This is a genomic window from Streptomyces racemochromogenes (assembly GCF_044129415.1).
GTDB classification, from domain to species: domain Bacteria; phylum Actinomycetota; class Actinomycetes; order Streptomycetales; family Streptomycetaceae; genus Streptomyces; species Streptomyces racemochromogenes_A.
Genome location: NZ_JBBDHD010000054.1, coordinates 1 through 15,581, shown reverse-complemented (window position 1 = coordinate 15,581; position 15,581 = coordinate 1). Strand labels below are relative to the sequence as shown.

Sequence of the window (15,581 nt, the reverse complement as noted above, 5' to 3'; positions counted from 1 at the left end):
CCCAGGCCGACGCACCCGACGGCCGGACGAGTACGCCAACCGGAGGAACCACACATGGCAACGCCGCAAGCAACGATCGAGCGCGTCCCCGTGGGGGCCGGACCGGCCGCCCCGGCCCGCCCGGCCGGCCCCGACGGGGAGCGCCGCGACATCGTCCGGGCGGCCCGAACCGTCCTCGCCCGCGAGGGCTGGAGGCACTGCACCGCCGAAGCCACCGCCGCCGAGGCCGGGGTCGAACCGGCGGCGGTCGGCCGGCACTTCCCCGACCACGAACAGCTGCTGCTGGACGTCCTGCTGGACAGCTCCGCCTCCGTCGCCGCCTCCCTCGCGGCCGTCGCCGAGAGCTACCTCGGGGAGATCCACGACCTCCGCGAGGACCTGATCGCGCTGGGCCGGGCCTGGCTGGCGCCGCTGGAGGCCTTCCGCGAGCACTTCGCGATCGTCCGGCACATCAGCGCCGAGGTCACGCACCTGCCCGCCGACGCGGTCGACAAGTGGCAGGCCACCGGCCCCCGCCAGGCCCGCCGCGAACTGGCCCACCGCCTCCGGCAGGTCGCCGGCCGGGGCCTGCTCGACATCGCCGACGCCGACCAGGCGGCGGAGCGCTTCATCCTGCTCGTCCCCTCGTCCGTCGTCCAGCGCTCCTTCCACGGGGCGCTGCCGCTCGGACGCGTGGAGGAGGACGCGCTCATCGCGGACGGGGTCGACGACTTCATCCGCCTGTACGGCCCGGCCTCCCGCTGACCCGCTGACCCCGCCGATCCCCGGAGAGAGTAGAGACAATGCACAGCAACCTGATCGTGGCGCGGATGGACGTCCGTTCGAGCGCCGAGGTGGCCAAGATCTTCGCCGAGTTCGACCGTACGGACATGCCGCAGCGCATGGGCACGCTGCGCCGGCGGCTGTTCTCGTACAACGGGCTCTACTTCCACCTCCAGGACTTCGCCGAGGACGACGGCGGCGAGCGCATCGAGCAGTCCCGCAACGACCCGCGGTTCATGCGCATCAGCTACGACCTCCAGCCCTTCATCCAGCCGTACGACCCCGAGACCTGGCGCTCCCCGGCCGACGCGATGGCCACCCGCTTCTACGACTGGGCGGCGACGGAGTGATGTCCGCGACGGCACGCATGACGGGAGGGCACCGGTCGTGGCCCGCCGGGTAGTCATCACGGGCATCGGGGTGCTGGCGCCGGGCGGCATCGGCGTCCGGGAGTTCTGGGAGCTGCTGAGCTCGGGCCGCACGGCCACGCGGGAGATCACCCACTTCGACGCCTCCCCCTTCCGCTCCCGGGTGGCGGCCGAGGCCGACTTCCTGCCGGAGCTCCACGGGCTCACCGACGACGAGATCCGCCGCATGGACCGCGCCACCCAGTTCGGGGTGGTCGCGGCGCGCGAGGCGGTCGCCGACAGCGGCCTCGACTTCGCCGGCCTCGACCCGTACCGCACGGGCGTCAGCATCGGCACCGGCGTGGGAGCCGTGTCCAGCCTCGACAAGGCCTACCGCGCCGCGGCCGACCACGGCCCGCTCGCGGCGCTCGACCGGGTACGCGCCCCCGACGCCCTGTACGACCACGTCGTCCCCGGCTCCTTCGCCACCGAGGTGGCCTGGGCCGTCGGCGCCGAGGGCCCCGCCACGGTGGTGTCCACCGGCTGTACCTCGGGGATCGACTCGGTCGCCCACGCCGTCGACCTGATCCGCGAGGGCAGCGCCGACGTCATGGTCACCGGCGCCGCCGACGCGCCGATCACGCCCCTCATCCTGGCGTGCTTCGACGCGGTCAAGGCGACGACCAGCCTCAACGACGACCCGGCGCGGGCCTCCAGGCCCTTCGACGCCACCCGCCGCGGCTTCGTCCTCGGCGAGGGCGCCGCCGTGTTCGTCCTGGAGGAGCTCGAAAGCGCCCGCCGCCGCGGCGCGACCCTCTACGCGGAAGTCGCCGGGTACGCCTCCCGTTCCAGCGCCTTCCACATGACGGGGCTGCGCCCCGACGGCCGCGAACTGGCCGAGGCCATCACGGTGGCCCTCGACGAGGCGCACCTGAACCCCTCCGACCTCGACTACGTCAACGCGCACGGATCCGGCACCCGGCAGAACGACGCCCACGAGACGGCCGCCTACAAGCTGGCGCTCGGACCGTACGCCCACCGCACCCCGGTGAGCTCGGTCAAGTCGATGATCGGGCACTCGCTGGGCTCCGTCGGGTCCATCGAGATCGCCGCGTCCGTCCTCGCGATGCGCCACCACCTGGTGCCGCCCACCGCGAACCTGCGCACCAGGGATCCCCAGTGCGACCTCGACTACGTCCCGCTCGTCGCGCGGGAGCACCGCACCGATGCCGTCCTCACCGTCGGCAGCGGGTTCGGCGGGTTCCAGAGCGCGATGGTGCTGGCCCGGCCCGACAGGAGGACCGCATGAGCGGCAGGACCCTGGTCACGGGCATCGGCGTGGCCGCCCCCACGGGGCTCGGGGTGGAGGACTTCTGGGCCGCGACCCGCATCGGCAAGAACGCCATCGGGCCCGTCACCCGCTTCGACGCCTCCGCCCACCCCTCGCGCCTCGCCGGCGAGATCCACGGCTTCGAGCCCGGGGAGCACCTGCCGGGCCGCCTCGTACCGCAGACCGACCGGGTCACGCAGCTCGCCCTCGTCGCCACCGACTGCGCCTTCGAGGACGCGGGACTGACCCCCGGGGACCTCCACCCCTGCGACATGGGAGTGGTCACCGCGGCCGGGTCCGGCGGCCTGGAGTTCGGCGAGAACGAGCTGCGCAAGCTCTGGAGCCAGGGGCCCAAGCACGTCAGCGCCTACCTGACCTTCGCCTGGTTCTACGCCGTCAACACCGGCCAGATCGCGGTGCGCAACGACCTCCGCGGCCCCACCGGGGTCCTCGTCGGCGACCAGGCGGGCGGCCTCGACGCCCTCGCCCAGGCGCGGCGCCGGCTCCGCAAGGGCAGCAGACTGATCGCCACCGGCGGCTTCGACGCCTCCATCTGCCCGCTCGGCTGGGCCGCGCACCTCGCCGGCGGCTCCCTGTCCACCAGCGACGAGCCCGAACGCGCCTACCTGCCCTTCGACGGGGCCGCCTCCGGCTACGTACCGGGCGAGGGCGGCGCGCTGATCATCCTGGAGGACGAGGAGAGCGCGGCCGCCCGCGGGGCGCGGGAGGCCTACGCCGAGTTCGCCGGCTACGGCGCCACCCTCGACCCCCGCCCCGGCAGCGGCCGCGAACCCGGCCTGCGCCGGGCCGCCCTGGCCGCGCTCGCGGACGCCGGGTGCCACCCGGCCGAGGTGGACGTGGTCTTCGCCGACGGGGCGGGCGTGCCGCGGCTCGACCGGGAGGAGGCCGAGGCCATCACCGCGGTCTTCGGCCCGTTCGGCGTGCCGGTGACCGCGCCCAAGACGACCACCGGGCGGATCGGGGCGGGCGGGGCCCCCGTCGACGTGGTGTCGGCGGTCCTCGCCATGAGGGAGGGACTGATCCCGCCTACCACCAACGTGGAGCCCTCCCCCGCGTACGACATCGACCTCGTGGCCGTCCGGCCGCGGACGGCGTCGGTGCGCACCGCCCTCGTCCTCGCGCGGGGCCGCGGCGGCTTCAACTCCGCGGTGGTGCTGCGCGCGCTCGACTGACGGCCCGGCCGCACACGGCCCGGCCCCCGGACCGCGCCCGTCACCGCCCCCTCACCCGGGCGGGGGCGGGTGCTCCCCGTACCCCGCGCCGAACTCCCGCAGCCGGAAACACCGGTGCGGAACTCCGATGAAGGGACCCCACGTGTCCAAGCAGGAATTCACCTTCGCCGACCTCAAGCGCATCCTCCTGGAGGGCGCCGGCGCCGACGAGGAGATCGACCTCGACGGCGACATCCTGGACGTCGACTTCGAGTCGCTCGGCTACGAGTCGCTGGCGCTGCTGGAGACCGGCAGCCGTATCGAGCGCGAGTTCGACATCACGCTGGACGACGACATCTTCGCCGACAACAGCACCCCGCGCTCCCTCGTCGAGGCCGTCAACGCGAGCCTCAGGGTCACCGTCGACGCCTGAGCCGCGCGGACCGGGCGGGCCGGCCGGGCAGGCCGCCCGTCCTCCGCACCGCCGGAGCCGCGGCCCCCGTGCCGGACCGCGGCCCCGGCCGCCACCACCCCTCCGCCCCCACCCCCGCCCACAGAAAGGGAGTACGCCCATGGCCATCGATCAGGACCTCACCGAGACCCAGGTGATCGTGGTCGGCGCGGGCCCCGTCGGACTGCTGCTCGCCGGAGAACTCCGGCTGGCGGGTACGGACGTGGTGGTGATCGACACGCTCACCGCCCCCACCTCCGCATCGCGGGCGTCCACCCTGCACGCCCGCACCATGGAGATCCTCGACAGCCGCGGTCTGCTGGAGCCGATCGGCGACGTACCGCACGAGACCGCAGGACACTTCGGGGGCATCCCCCTCGACCTCGGCCTGCCCGGCCCCTACCCGGGGCAGTGGAAGGTGGCCCAGACCCGCCTGGAGGAAGTCCTCGGGGAATGGGCCGCCGACCTGGGCGCGGACATCCGGCGCGGCCACGAGCTGACCGGGCTGACCGTGACCGGCGACGGGGTGCTGGCCACCGTGCGCACCGAGGCCGGGGAGCTGTCCCTGCGGGCCGCCTACGCCGTCGGCTGCGACGGCGAGAACAGCGCCGTGCGCCGGCTCGGCGGCTTCGGATTCCCCGGCACCGACGCCGAACGCGAGCTGCTGCGCGCGGACGTCGCCGGCATCGACGTCCCCGACCGGCGCTTCGAGCGCAAGGACGGCGGACTCGTCGTCGCCTCCCGGCGGCCCGACGGGGTCACCCGGGTGATGGTGCACGAGTTCGGCGCGCGGCCCCGGCCCGGCCAGCCCTCCTTCGAGGACGTGGCCGACGCCTGGAAGCGCATCACCGGCGAGGACATCGGCGGCGGCACCCCGCTGTGGGTGAACTCGTTCGGCGACGCCTCCCGGCAGGCCGCCGAGTACCGGCGGGGCCCGCTGCTGCTCGCCGGCGACGCGGCCCACCAGCAGATGCCGATCGGCGGCCAGGCCCTCAACCTCGGGCTCCAGGACGCCTTCAACCTCGGCTGGAAGCTGGGTGCCCGGGTCGCCGGGCACGGCACCGACGCACTGCTGGACACGTACCACGAGGAACGGCACGCCGTCGGGCAGGCCGTCCAGAGCAACGTCAGGACCCAGGCGCTGCTGCTGCTCGGCGGGCCCGAGGTGGACGCGGTGCGGGAGGTGTTCGCGGAGCTGGGCGCCGGCGAGAACGTACGGACGCACCTGGCCGGGCTGGTCTCGGGCCTGTCGGTGCGCCACGACGTCGGCGAGGACGGCCGTGGACTGCCCGGGCTGCGGGTGCCGGCCTGGGAGGTCACCACCTCCGAGGGTTCCGCCACCACGCTGGGCCTGCTGCGGTCCGGGCGGGGGCTGCTGCTCCTGCCGCCGGGCGAGGAGGCGCGGCGGGCCGGGCTCGCGGAGGCGGCGGCGGCCTGGGGCGACCGGGTCCGGACCGTGTCCGCGGTGTCGGTGGGCGCGGGGGCGAGCGGGACGGACGCCCCCGAGGGCGCCGTTCTCGTACGGCCCGACGGGTACGTGGTCTGGGCCGACGGGCCGGGGGCGGGGGCGCTCGACGAGGCGCTCACGCGCTGGTTCGGGCCCGAACGGCCGGTCGCCGCACCGCGCGCGCGGGACTCCGCCGGTGCGCGGACCGCCCCCGCGGAGGCGACGCCCGCCCGCACCGCCGCGGCGGTGCTCGACGGGGTCCGGCGCGGTGTCGGCGCGGAGCGGCTCACCGGCCGGACCGCGCTGGTCACCGGGTCGAGCCGGGGCATGGGCCGGGCGGCCGCGATCCGGCTCGCACAGGAGGGCGCGCTCGTCGCCGTCCACTACCACCAGGACGAGGCGGCCGCGCGCGAGGTCGTCACCACGGTCGAGAAGGACGGCGGACGGGCGTTCGCCGTACGGGCCGAACTGGGGGTCGACGGTGACGTGGACCAGCTGTTCGCCGTGCTGGAGGAGGACCTGCGGGAGCGCACCGGCTCCACCGACCTGCACGTCCTGGTGAACAACGCCGGGGTGATGGGCGGGGTCGCGGCGGACGAGGTCACGCCGGAGCAGTTCGACCGGATCTTCGCGGTGAACGCGAAGGCGCCGTTCTTCCTGATCCAGCGGGCGCTGCGGAACATGCCGGACGGGGGGCGGATCATCAACATCTCCTCCGGGCTGACGCGGTTCGCCAATCCGGACGAGATCGCCTACGCCATGAGCAAGGGCGCGCTGGAACAGCTCGCGCTGCACTTCGCGAAGGCGCTCGGGCCGCGCGGGATCACCATCAACTCGGTCGCGCCGGGGATCACGCGGAACGGGAACCCGGTGTTCGACATTCCCGAGGCGGTCGAGCAGATGGCCGGGCTGTCGGCGTTCGGGCGGGTCGGCGAGCCGGAGGACGTCGCGGACGTGGTGGCCTTCCTCGCCACCGACGAGGCGCGGTGGATCACCGGGTCGTTCGTGGACGCCACGGGCGGCACACTGCTCGGCTGACCCGTCCGGTCCCGCCGCGCGGCGCCTGCGGCCCGTGCGGCCTCGGAACGCACGGAGCCGGCCCCCTTCGACTCCGTCGGCGTTGTATCCCACGCGCCACGCCGGCGGTGGGCGGGGCGCCCGGGGATCCCTCCCCGGGCGGTCCGCCCCTTCTTCGAATCGCGAGCGTTGTCGATGAGCATTTCCTCCGGCGCCCGGGTCGGGGCCCGTTGGGCTCTGGTGTCCGTGCTCGCCGCGAACATGTTGGTGGACGCCCTGGAGGTGTCCGCGACCCTGGTGGCGCTGCCGGCCGTCGGCAGCGGGCTGGGGGCCCCGGTGACCGGGGTCCAGTGGATCGTCACCGGCTTCGCCGCCGGGTTCGGCGGGGCGCTGCTGCTCGGCGGGCGGCTGGTGGAGTGGCTCGGGCGGCGGCGGGTGTTCCTCGCCGCGCTGCTCGTCTTCGCCGCCGCGTCCCTGGGCGGTGCGCTGACCGACCGCCTGGACCTGCTGGTCGCCACGCGGGTGGTGAAAGGTTTCTGTGTCGCGCTGACCGCACCCACCGGCCTCGCGATCATCCTCGCGGCCGTCCCCGACGGGGAGCCCCGGCGGCGGGCCGTGTCCCTGTACTCGCTGTTCGGGGCCGCCGGGTTCTGCTCGGGGCTGCTGCTGTCCGGGTCCCTCACCGGGGCCGGATGGCGCTGGACGCTGGCGTTCCCGGCGCCCGTCGCGCTGGCGCTGTTCGCCCTCGGGCTGCGGGTGGTGCCGCGGGAGTCCGCCCGGCCCGGCGGCGGCCCGAGGTGGCACGCGGTGGTCACCGGGGGCGCGCTGACCGGGGCGGTGCTGCTGCTGGTGGACGCGCTGGCCCGTGGACGGTGGGGCGGCGCCGTCGCCGCTGCGGCCGCGGCGCTCGTGGGCGTACGGGCCGAACGGGCCTCCCCGCGGCCGCTCGTGGACACCGCGCTGCTGCGGCACGCCCCGCTCGTGCGCTCCGCCCTGGGGGCGGCCGCGCTCAACGGCTCCTACGTGAGCTTCCTGCTCGTGGCCGTGCTCGACCTGCGGCGCGGCGGGTGGAGCTCCTGGGAGACGGCCCTCGCCTTCCTGCCCGCCGGCGCGCCGCTCGCCCTGACCGCCCTGCACTCGGGGCGGATCGCCGCCCGGCTGGGACCGGCGCGGGCCGTCGCCGCCGGCGCCGTCGCCGCCCCCGCCGGGTACGCGCTCTACCCGGACTCCGGCGCGGGCGGGGTGCGGTATGCCGAACTGTTGCCCTCCATGTCCCTCGTCGGACTCGCCTTCGTGCTCGCCTTCACGGCGCTGCACCTCCAGGCGACCTCCGGCCTCGCCCCCGGCCTCCGGACGGCGGCCGGCGGTCTCTACCAGACCTGCGTACAGCTCGGCGCGGCGCTCACCCCGGCGCTGACGTCCGCGCTGTACGCGACCTCCGGCCGGAGCGCGGCGCTCTGGCTGGTCACCGCGGTCGGCCTGGCCGGCGCGGGCGTGGCCCTCGCCGGCCTCGCACACCCTTCGACCGATCCCTCCTGAGAACCGCCGGGTCCCTCTCCCGCCGGCGGTGCCCACCTCGACCAGGAAAGCATCATGACGACACTTCACATGTCACAGACATACGAGACAGACACAGGCCTGGTCCACATGACCCGGCCCGACATGGCCGTACTGGCCACCGCCGGGCTGCGCGAGCGCACCCGCATCCTGGAGCAGTACGTGCGCGAGGAACTCGGCCGGATCCTCGGCATCGAGCCGCACCTCGTCGACACCACGGGACGCCCCATGGGCTGCCTCGGCATCGGCTCGATCTCCGGCATCGAACTCCAGTACCGGATGGAGGCCACGCTCGGCGTCGACGTGAACCTCCAGCGGCTGCTGCTCGCCAACAGCGCACAGGAGCTCATCGACTGCCTCGCCGGCCAGCTCGGTCCCGAGGCCCACCTGCACGGGGCAGCGGTGCCGGCATGACGACTACCACGCTGCTGCCGGCCACCCGCCCGGTGGTGAACCACCAGGGCCTCGACCGGCCCGACTTCACCCTCTCCGCCGACCGGGTCGACCTCTGGCTGATCCGCCGCCCCACCGGCGCGGACGCCGACGCCCTCGCGGTCGGTGAACTCGACGCGGAGGAGCGCAGGCGCGCCGACGCCTTCATCCGCCCCTCGGACGGCATGCTCTACGCCGCCGCGCACGTCGCGGTGCGCCGACTGCTCGGACGTTACACCGCGACCCTGCCCCAGGACGTGCGCTTCATGCGCGAACCCTGCCCCGGCTGCGGCGAGGCACACGGCCGCCCGGCGCTGGCGCCCCCGCCGCCGCCCCTGCACTACTCCCTCTCGCATAGCGGGGGCGTGGCCATGGTCGGCGTCGGAACCGTCCCGCTCGGCGTTGACGTGGAGAAACTCCCCGGAGCCGAGACGGTGGACATCTGCTCCCGGGCACTCCACCCCGACGAGCAGCTCGAAATCGCCCAGGCCGGGACCGGCGAGGCGCGCAGGCAGCTCTTCGGACAGATCTGGACCCGCAAGGAAGCGTTTCTCAAGGGGCTTGGGACAGGGTTGAGCCGCTCGCCCGCCGAGGACTACCTGGGCACCTCGCTCGACCGGCACCCGGACGGCTGGACCATGGTCGGCGTTCCCGCCGACACCACCCACGCCGCCGCCGTGGCCGTCAAGGGACAGGCCCCCAAGGTCGTCAACGTCAGGTGGGTGCCCGACACCTGGCTGGCCGCAGGCACCACCGTGTGCGGCCCCGCCGCCCCCGGACCGGACGACACGGTCCTCGCCAGTTGAACCGCAAGTAAGGACGTGACCGGATGACCCGCACCGCCTTCGTCTTCCCGGGCCAGGGCTCCGAATGCGCCGGTATGGGCAAGGAACTGCTCGCCCTGCGGCCGGACCTCGCCGACACCTACTACCGCGCGGCCGACGACCTCCTCGGGTTCCCGCTGTCCCGGCTGTGCCTCGAAGGGTCCCCCCGGGACCTGGAGGACCCGACGGTGGCCCAGCCGGCCGCCTTCCTGACCAGCATGGCCGTACTGGAGGTGCTGCGCGGCCGGGGCCTGGAGCCGGACGCGGTGGCCGGCCACAGCCTGGGCGAGTACGCGGCACTGGTGGCCGCGGGTGCCCTGGAGTGGACCGAGGCGCTGTGGCTGGTCCGGCTGCGCAGCGAACTGGTGGCCACCGTCGGGGACCGGGTCGGCAGCGCCACGGCCGCGGTCATCGGCCTCAGCCGCCCGCACCTGACGCGCCTGTGCGCCGAGACCCGTGCGGCCACGGGCCAGGTCGTGGAGGTGGCCGGAGACAACGAACCCCGCCAGACCGTGGTCTCCGGGCAGGCCGAGGCGGTGGCCCGGGTGGCCGAGGTGGCCCGGGAGGCCGGGGCGCGGGTGGAGTGGCTGCGCACCGGCGGCCCGTTCCACTCCAGCCTGCTCGGCGAGGCCGAGGCGGAGTTCACCGAGACGCTGATCGCGACCGAGTTCCGCGACCCGGCCGTACCGCTGGTCTCCGGTGTCACCGGCGGGTGGGTGACGACGGCCGCCGACGCCGTCGTCGCCCTGCGCGGCCAGCTCACCAGCCCGGTCCGCTGGACCGCGGCGGTGGAGACGCTCGCCGCCTCCGGCACGGACCGGTTCGTGGAGGTGGGACCCGGCCGGGTGCTCGGCGGGCTGGTCCGCCGCATCCTGCCGGGGGCCCGCGTCCACAGCACGCACACGCCCGAGCGGCTGGCCGAGGCCGTGGACGGGCTGAGCACCACCGCGGTCTGACCGCGGGCACCCACACCCGCCGCCGTGCGCTCCGGCGGGACGTCACGAGACGAGGAGCAGTCCATGGACAGGCAACCGGAGAGCGGCCGGCTCATCCACGTGGTCAGGGGGCGTCCCGACGCCGAGGAACTCGCAGCGCTCACCGCCGTCGTCCTGGCCCGGGCGGCGGCGTACGAGGGCCAGCACGGCGGCACCGCCGGCGGCGGCCCCACCCTGGCCGGCTGGAGCTGTCCCCGCCGGCCCCGGGCCTTCCACGGCGCACGCACCTGGCGTGACAACCCGGCGGGGCCCCGCTCCGCCTGACCGGCGCGGGGCACCACCGCCCCGCGCCGCCCCCGTACCACCGCTCCATCGGCCGTCAGGGCCGGGAAGGGACCCACCCCGTCATGAACGTCCACAAAGGACTCATCCTCGACGAGACCGCCAAGTTCCATCAGGACGCGCAGGACGATCGGCCTTTCGTCCCCGGCACCACCGAGATCTGGCCGGCCGGCGCGGTCCTCGACGAGCGCGACCGCACCGCGCTGGTCGAGGCCGCGCTGGAGATGCGGATCGCCGCGGGGCCCAGCTCGCGCCGCTTCGAGTCCCGCTTCGCCCGCACCCTGAAGCGGCGCAAGGCCCACCTGGTCAACTCGGGCTCCTCGGCGAACCTGCTGGCCCTGACGGCCTTCACCTCGCACCTGCTGGAGGACCGGCGGCTGCGGCCCGGCGACGAGGTCGTCACGGTGGCCGCCGGATTCCCGACCACCGTCAACCCGATCATCCAGAACGGTCTGGTGCCCGTCTTCGTCGACGTCGAGCTGGGCACCTACAACACCACCGCCGACCGGGTGGCGCAGGCCATCGGCCCCCGGACCCGGGCGATCATGATCGCGCACGCTCTGGGCAACCCCTTCGAGGTCGCCGAGATCGCCCAACTGGCCGAGGAACACGGCCTGTTCCTGATCGAGGACAACTGCGACGCGGTCGGCTCGACCTACGACGGACAGCTGACCGGGACCTTTGGCGACATCACGACGGTCAGCTTCTACCCCGCCCACCACCTGACCATGGGCGAGGGCGGCTGCGTCCTGACCTCGAACCTGGCGCTCGCCCGGATCGTGGAGTCGCTGCGCGACTGGGGCCGGGACTGCTGGTGCGAGCCGGGCGAGACCAACAAGTGCCTCAAGCGCTTCGACTACCAGATGGGCACCCTCCCCGAGGGCTACGACCACAAGTACATCTTCTCCCACGTGGGTTACAACCTGAAGGCCACCGACATCCAGGCGGCCCTCGGCCTGACCCAGCTGGACAAGCTCGACGCGTTCTGCGCGGCCCGCCGCCGCAACTGGCGCCGGCTGCGCGAGGGGCTCGACGGCGTGCCGCACCTGATCCTTCCCGAGGCCACCCCGCGCAGCGACCCGAGCTGGTTCGGGTTCGCGATCACCGTGGACCCCGGGGCCCCGTACAGCCGGGCCGCCCTGGTGGACTTCCTGGAGGGCCGCAGGATCGGCACGCGCCGGCTGTTCGCGGGCAACCTCACCCGCCACCCGGCCTACATCGGGCAGCCCCAGCGGATCGTCGGCGACCTCGCCAACAGCGACATCGTCACCGACCAGACCTTCTGGATCGGCGTCTACCCGGCGCTGACCGACGAGATGCTCGACTACGTCATCGCCTCGGTCAAGGAGTTCGTGGGCGGACACTCCTGACCGCCCGTCCCGTGAGTCCGCCCACAGGAGAGGCCATGCCATCGACCCATGACGCCATCGCGGACCTGCGCGACCAGATACGGGAGCTGCACGACCGCGCCGAGCTGCGCGAGCTGTTCGACCGCTACGTCGCCGCGCTGGACACCTCCGACGGGGGCGGCCCGGACGAGGCCCGGTTCGCCGCGCTGTTCACCGAGGACGCCACCTTCGCCTTCCCGATCGGCGTGTGCACGGGGGTCGAGGCCTTCGCCGCCTTCCAGCGCGAGGCCCGGGAGCGGTGGGCCCGCACGCACCACATGAGCGCCAACCACTCCATCACCCTCGACGGGGACCGGGCCGTCGTCCGGGCCCAGCAACTGACCACCCACGTCCACCACGCCGGGGCGGGCCCCGTCGCCCATTTCGCGGTCGGCGGGCACACCGAGGCGCGCGCCGTGCGCACCCCGGACGGCTGGCGGCTGAGCCACGTCGACTTCCGCGTCGTGTGGGACTCCGGCGTCCGCCTGCCCGAGTTCGCCGGGGTCCCGCTGTGAACCACCCGGTGCCGCCCCTGACCACGCTCCTGCGCCGCAGGGCCGTCTGGGGGCTCGCCCTCACCCGCGGCCGGGCCGTACGCCCCGCCCCGGACCGGCCGGCCCCGCCGGCCCGTACCGCCTGACCCCGCCGGGGGATCCCGGCGGGTGCCGACCCAGCCCCGGAGACCCCCATGCCCACCACCCCGTCCCTCGCCGCGCCGCCGGTGCGGTCCGTCGTCCTCGACGCGGACGGGATCCCGCTGTCGGGGCTGCTCGCCCTGCCCGCGGACCCGGTGCCCCGGGCCGTGGTGGTGGCCCTGCACGGGGCGGGGATGAGCGCGGGCTACTTCGACAGCCGGGTGCGGCCCGGGTTCTCCCTCATGGAGCTCGGCGCCTCGCTGGGCTTCGCCGTCCTCTCCCTGGACCGGCCCGGATACGGGGCCTCGGCGGCCGCCGTGCCCCGCGGGCTGGACCTCGCCGGGCAGACGGCCGCCCTGCTCACCGCCCTCGACGGGTACGCGCGCGGCCACGAGCTGGGCGCGGGTTACTTCCTCGTGGCCCACTCCAACGGCGGCCGCCTCGCGCTGTCCGCGGCGGCGGCCGCCCGGGGCGGGGCCGCACCGCTCGGCCTGGACCTGTGCGGCGTCGGCCGGCATTTCGCGGTGGAGCCCGGGCAGCTGCCGGGGGCGGACTTCCCCGGGCAGTGGCGCCGGCACTGGGGCGCGCTGCGCTTCTATCCGCCGGAGGCCTTCCGGGCCTGTACCGGCCTGGTGCGCCCGGTCCCCGCCGAGGAGGCCCGGGAGACCCCGCTGTGGCCGGAGGCGTACCCCGCCGTGGCCGCCGGAGTGAGGGCCCCCGTTCGCTTCACGTTCGCGGAACAGGAGCTGTGGTGGAGGCGGGACCGCGCGGCGATGGAGGAACTGCTGACTCCGCTGACGGGGGCCTCCACAGAGGTGGTCGTCCAGCCCCATGCTGGGCACAACGTCAGTCTGGGCTGGGCCTCCCGCGCCTACCACCTGCGGGTCATGGCCTTCCTGGAGGAGTGTCTGCTGCCCCGCGACGCGGGATCCAAGCGGGTGCGGGTCCCGACTGACGCAGAACTGTAGAAGGTTGACGTGAATCTGACATGTACCCCGTTGACCAACAGATCGGTGCCAACGAGTCTTTTCGTGAGCATCCCGGGACGTGCAACTCCGTCATAAGGAAGCCCTATGAGTGATGTGAAGGACCCCGCCGGGATCGCGAACGCCTGATCCGGCACCCCACCACACCGTTGCGGTCACCGGGGTCCCGCGGGCTCCCGCCCCGGCCGCAGCACGTCTCCACGACCGACGAGAAGCAGGTTTCTCATGGCGACCGGCCACCACAATGTCCACCCGCTGCCGCAGACCAACCAGCTCCGCGCCATGCACACGATCATCCGCGACCGCAGAGCCTCCCGCGCGGACTTCGTGTTCTACTCCCGGCGCATCATCCGCCTCCTGCTCGAATCGGCGCTCGACCAGCTGCCGTTCGACCGGCACGAGGCCATCACACCGGTCGGAGAGACGTACGAGGGGCTGAGACTCGGTCCCCAGCTGTGTGCCGTGCCCGTGGTCCGGGCCGGCGATTCCATGCTCGACGAGCTGCGCCAGGTGATCCCCGACATCACCGTCGGCAAACTGCTCATCCAGCGGGACAAGACCACCAAGCTCCCGCACCTCTACTACAAGAACTTCCCCGAGGACATCGCCGACCGGCACATCCTGCTCCTGGAGCCTATGCTCGCCACCGGCGGCAGCGCCAAGGCGGCCATCGCGGTGCTCCTCGAAGCCGGCGTCCGGGAGGAGAACATCGTCTTCGTCAACTTCCTGGCCTCGCCCGAGGGCATCGCCGCCGTCCACGCCGCGCACCCGCAGGTCAAGATCGTCACCTCCTCGATCGAACAGCGCCTCAACGAGAACGCGTTCATGGTCCCGGGCATCGGGGACTTCGGGGACCGGTACTTCGGTACGACCGATTCGGCCGCGGCCTGATGAGGAGCAGCCGTACCCTCGCCGACTCCGCGCTGACGGCGCTCGCGCCGGCGGTCTGGGGGTCCACGTACCTGGTCACCACGGAGCTGCTTCCGGAGGGCCGGCCGCTGCTGGCCTCCCTGCTCCGCGCCCTGCCCGCCGGCCTGATCCTGGTGATCATCGGCCGGACCCTGCCGAAGGGCATCTGGTGGTGGCGCGCCCTGGTGCTCGGCGTGCTGAACATCGGCGCCTTCTTCTACCTGCTCTTCGTGGCTGCCTACCACCTGCCGGGCGGCGTCGCGGCGCTGGTGATGTCCATCCAGCCGATGATCGTGCTCCTGCTGGGAACCGTCCTGCTGAAGGAGAAGATCAAGCCGGTCCACCTGGTCTCCTGCGCCCTCGGCGCGGCCGGCGTGGCCCTGCTGGTCCTCCAGCCGAACGCCGGGCTCAACACCACCGGTGTCGTCGCCGGCCTGCTGGGCGCGCTCAGCATGGCCTCCGGCATCGTGCTGACCAAGCGCTGGGGACGGCCCGAGGGCGTGGGCCTGCTGCCCTTCACGGGGTGGCAGCTCACCGTCGGCGGCCTGGTACTGCTGCCGGTCGCGCTGATCGGCGAGGGCCTGCCGGGCGAGATCACCGGCAAGAACCTGCTGGGCTTCGCCTACCTCGGCATCATCGGGGCCCTGGTCGCCTACGCGATCTGGTTCCGCGGTGTGGCCCGGCTGCCCGCGCTGGCCGTCTCGTTCCTGAGCTTCGCCTCGCCCCTGGCGGCCACCCTGCTGGGCTACTTCGTCCTCGACCAGTCGCTCTCGCCGATCCAGATCGTCGGAGCCCTGACCGTGGTGGCGTCCGTGGTCCTGGCCCAGCCGCGCAAGGGCACGTCCCGGCCCGAGCCGGAGCCCGAGCGGGACTCCGCCGGGAAGACCACGCGGGAATCCGTCCAGGCGTAGGCCACGGAGACCCGCCCCAGACTCCCCGCCCGGTCCCGCCCCCCGAGGCGGGCGGGGAGCGGTGGGGGGGGGGGGGGGGGGGGGGGGGGGGGGGGGGGGGGGGGGGGGGGGGGGGGGGGGGGGGGGGGGGGGGGGG

At 74.2% G+C, this 15,581-nt stretch carries 17 protein-coding genes; all 17 read left to right on the top strand.

Annotated elements, in window-relative coordinates; all coding sequences use genetic code 11:
- The first annotated feature begins 54 nt into the window (after positions 1 to 54).
- Positions 55 to 744, top strand: a complete 690-nt coding sequence (locus tag WDV06_RS20630) for a TetR/AcrR family transcriptional regulator C-terminal domain-containing protein (protein WP_395511228.1) — start codon at positions 55 to 57, stop codon at positions 742 to 744.
- Between the two features lie 38 nt (positions 745 to 782).
- Entirely contained in the window at positions 783 to 1,112 is a 330-nt protein-coding gene (locus WDV06_RS20625) for a TcmI family type II polyketide cyclase (protein WP_362054654.1), read from the top strand.
- Between the two features lie 37 nt (positions 1,113 to 1,149).
- Complete coding sequence (locus WDV06_RS20620) at positions 1,150 to 2,418, top strand: beta-ketoacyl-[acyl-carrier-protein] synthase family protein (protein WP_395511227.1); 1,269 nt, start codon at positions 1,150 to 1,152, stop codon at positions 2,416 to 2,418.
- Positions 2,415 to 3,632, top strand: coding sequence for a ketosynthase chain-length factor (locus tag WDV06_RS20615; RefSeq protein WP_395511226.1), 1,218 nt, complete (start codon positions 2,415 to 2,417; stop codon positions 3,630 to 3,632). The genes WDV06_RS20620 and WDV06_RS20615 overlap by 4 nt, the downstream gene beginning before the upstream one ends.
- Before the next feature lie 142 nt (positions 3,633 to 3,774).
- A complete protein-coding gene (locus WDV06_RS20610) occupies positions 3,775 to 4,044 on the top strand; it encodes an acyl carrier protein (RefSeq protein WP_395511225.1) in 270 nt (89 codons plus the stop codon).
- 139 nt (positions 4,045 to 4,183) lie between these two features.
- Positions 4,184 to 6,547: an SDR family oxidoreductase gene (locus WDV06_RS20605; protein WP_395511224.1), complete on the top strand. Its 2,364-nt coding sequence runs from the start codon at positions 4,184 to 4,186 to the stop codon at positions 6,545 to 6,547.
- A 174-nt stretch (positions 6,548 to 6,721) separates the two neighbouring features.
- A complete protein-coding gene (locus WDV06_RS20600; protein ID WP_395511223.1) occupies positions 6,722 to 8,065 on the top strand; it encodes an MFS transporter in 1,344 nt (447 codons plus the stop codon).
- A 69-nt stretch (positions 8,066 to 8,134) separates the two neighbouring features.
- The gene (locus WDV06_RS20595) at positions 8,135 to 8,497 is read left to right on the top strand and encodes an acyl carrier protein (protein ID WP_395511222.1); all 363 of its coding nucleotides are present in this window, start codon (positions 8,135 to 8,137) and stop codon (positions 8,495 to 8,497) included.
- Entirely contained in the window at positions 8,494 to 9,321 is an 828-nt protein-coding gene (locus tag WDV06_RS20590) for a 4'-phosphopantetheinyl transferase family protein (RefSeq protein ID WP_395511221.1), read from the top strand. The genes WDV06_RS20595 and WDV06_RS20590 overlap by 4 nt, the downstream gene beginning before the upstream one ends.
- Positions 9,322 to 9,344: 23 nt before the next feature.
- Positions 9,345 to 10,295 carry an ACP S-malonyltransferase gene (locus WDV06_RS20585; RefSeq protein WP_395511220.1) on the top strand — a complete coding sequence of 317 codons (951 nt, stop codon included), beginning with the start codon at positions 9,345 to 9,347 and terminating at the stop codon, positions 10,293 to 10,295.
- A gap of 63 nt (positions 10,296 to 10,358) precedes the next feature.
- Entirely contained in the window at positions 10,359 to 10,598 is a 240-nt protein-coding gene (locus WDV06_RS20580) for an acyl-CoA carboxylase subunit epsilon (RefSeq protein WP_395511219.1), read from the top strand.
- A gap of 83 nt (positions 10,599 to 10,681) precedes the next feature.
- A complete protein-coding gene (gene rfbH / locus WDV06_RS20575; RefSeq protein WP_395511218.1) occupies positions 10,682 to 11,986 on the top strand; it encodes a lipopolysaccharide biosynthesis protein RfbH in 1,305 nt (434 codons plus the stop codon).
- A gap of 35 nt (positions 11,987 to 12,021) precedes the next feature.
- Positions 12,022 to 12,519, top strand: coding sequence for a nuclear transport factor 2 family protein (locus WDV06_RS20570; protein ID WP_395511217.1), 498 nt, complete (start codon positions 12,022 to 12,024; stop codon positions 12,517 to 12,519).
- Complete coding sequence (locus WDV06_RS20565; RefSeq protein WP_395511216.1) at positions 12,516 to 12,644, top strand: hypothetical protein; 129 nt, start codon at positions 12,516 to 12,518, stop codon at positions 12,642 to 12,644. Before WDV06_RS20570 ends, WDV06_RS20565 begins: the two co-directional genes overlap by 4 nt.
- Before the next feature lie 48 nt (positions 12,645 to 12,692).
- Complete coding sequence (locus WDV06_RS20560) at positions 12,693 to 13,607, top strand: alpha/beta hydrolase (protein WP_395511215.1); 915 nt, start codon at positions 12,693 to 12,695, stop codon at positions 13,605 to 13,607.
- 243 nt (positions 13,608 to 13,850) lie between these two features.
- Positions 13,851 to 14,516 (top strand): uracil phosphoribosyltransferase, encoded by a 666-nt coding sequence (gene upp / locus WDV06_RS20555; RefSeq protein ID WP_395511214.1) that lies wholly within the window; start codon positions 13,851 to 13,853, stop codon positions 14,514 to 14,516.
- Positions 14,516 to 15,445 carry an EamA family transporter gene (locus WDV06_RS20550; RefSeq protein WP_395511213.1) on the top strand — a complete coding sequence of 310 codons (930 nt, stop codon included), beginning with the start codon at positions 14,516 to 14,518 and terminating at the stop codon, positions 15,443 to 15,445. Before upp ends, WDV06_RS20550 begins: the two co-directional genes overlap by 1 nt.
- The last annotated feature ends 136 nt before the right edge of the window (positions 15,446 to 15,581 follow it).

What these genes read in the sequence shown, in the direction of transcription:
- WDV06_RS20630 (WP_395511228.1), top strand. Translation starts at nt 55, where the DNA reads ATGGCAACGCCGCAAGCAACGATCGAGCGCGTCCCCGTGGGGGCCGGA.
- WDV06_RS20625 (WP_362054654.1), top strand. Translation starts at nt 783, where the DNA reads ATGCACAGCAACCTGATCGTGGCGCGGATGGACGTCCGTTCGAGCGCC.
- WDV06_RS20615 (WP_395511226.1), top strand. Translation starts at nt 2,415, where the DNA reads ATGAGCGGCAGGACCCTGGTCACGGGCATCGGCGTGGCCGCCCCCACG.
- WDV06_RS20605 (WP_395511224.1), top strand. Translation starts at nt 4,184, where the DNA reads ATGGCCATCGATCAGGACCTCACCGAGACCCAGGTGATCGTGGTCGGC.
- WDV06_RS20600 (WP_395511223.1), top strand. Translation starts at nt 6,722, where the DNA reads ATGAGCATTTCCTCCGGCGCCCGGGTCGGGGCCCGTTGGGCTCTGGTG.
- WDV06_RS20595 (WP_395511222.1), top strand. Translation starts at nt 8,135, where the DNA reads ATGTCACAGACATACGAGACAGACACAGGCCTGGTCCACATGACCCGG.
- WDV06_RS20590 (WP_395511221.1), top strand. Translation starts at nt 8,494, where the DNA reads ATGACGACTACCACGCTGCTGCCGGCCACCCGCCCGGTGGTGAACCAC.
- WDV06_RS20585 (WP_395511220.1), top strand. Translation starts at nt 9,345, where the DNA reads ATGACCCGCACCGCCTTCGTCTTCCCGGGCCAGGGCTCCGAATGCGCC.
- WDV06_RS20580 (WP_395511219.1), top strand. Translation starts at nt 10,359, where the DNA reads ATGGACAGGCAACCGGAGAGCGGCCGGCTCATCCACGTGGTCAGGGGG.
- rfbH (WP_395511218.1), top strand. Translation starts at nt 10,682, where the DNA reads ATGAACGTCCACAAAGGACTCATCCTCGACGAGACCGCCAAGTTCCAT.
- WDV06_RS20570 (WP_395511217.1), top strand. Translation starts at nt 12,022, where the DNA reads ATGCCATCGACCCATGACGCCATCGCGGACCTGCGCGACCAGATACGG.
- WDV06_RS20560 (WP_395511215.1), top strand. Translation starts at nt 12,693, where the DNA reads ATGCCCACCACCCCGTCCCTCGCCGCGCCGCCGGTGCGGTCCGTCGTC.
- upp (WP_395511214.1), top strand. Translation starts at nt 13,851, where the DNA reads ATGGCGACCGGCCACCACAATGTCCACCCGCTGCCGCAGACCAACCAG.
- WDV06_RS20550 (WP_395511213.1), top strand. Translation starts at nt 14,516, where the DNA reads ATGAGGAGCAGCCGTACCCTCGCCGACTCCGCGCTGACGGCGCTCGCG.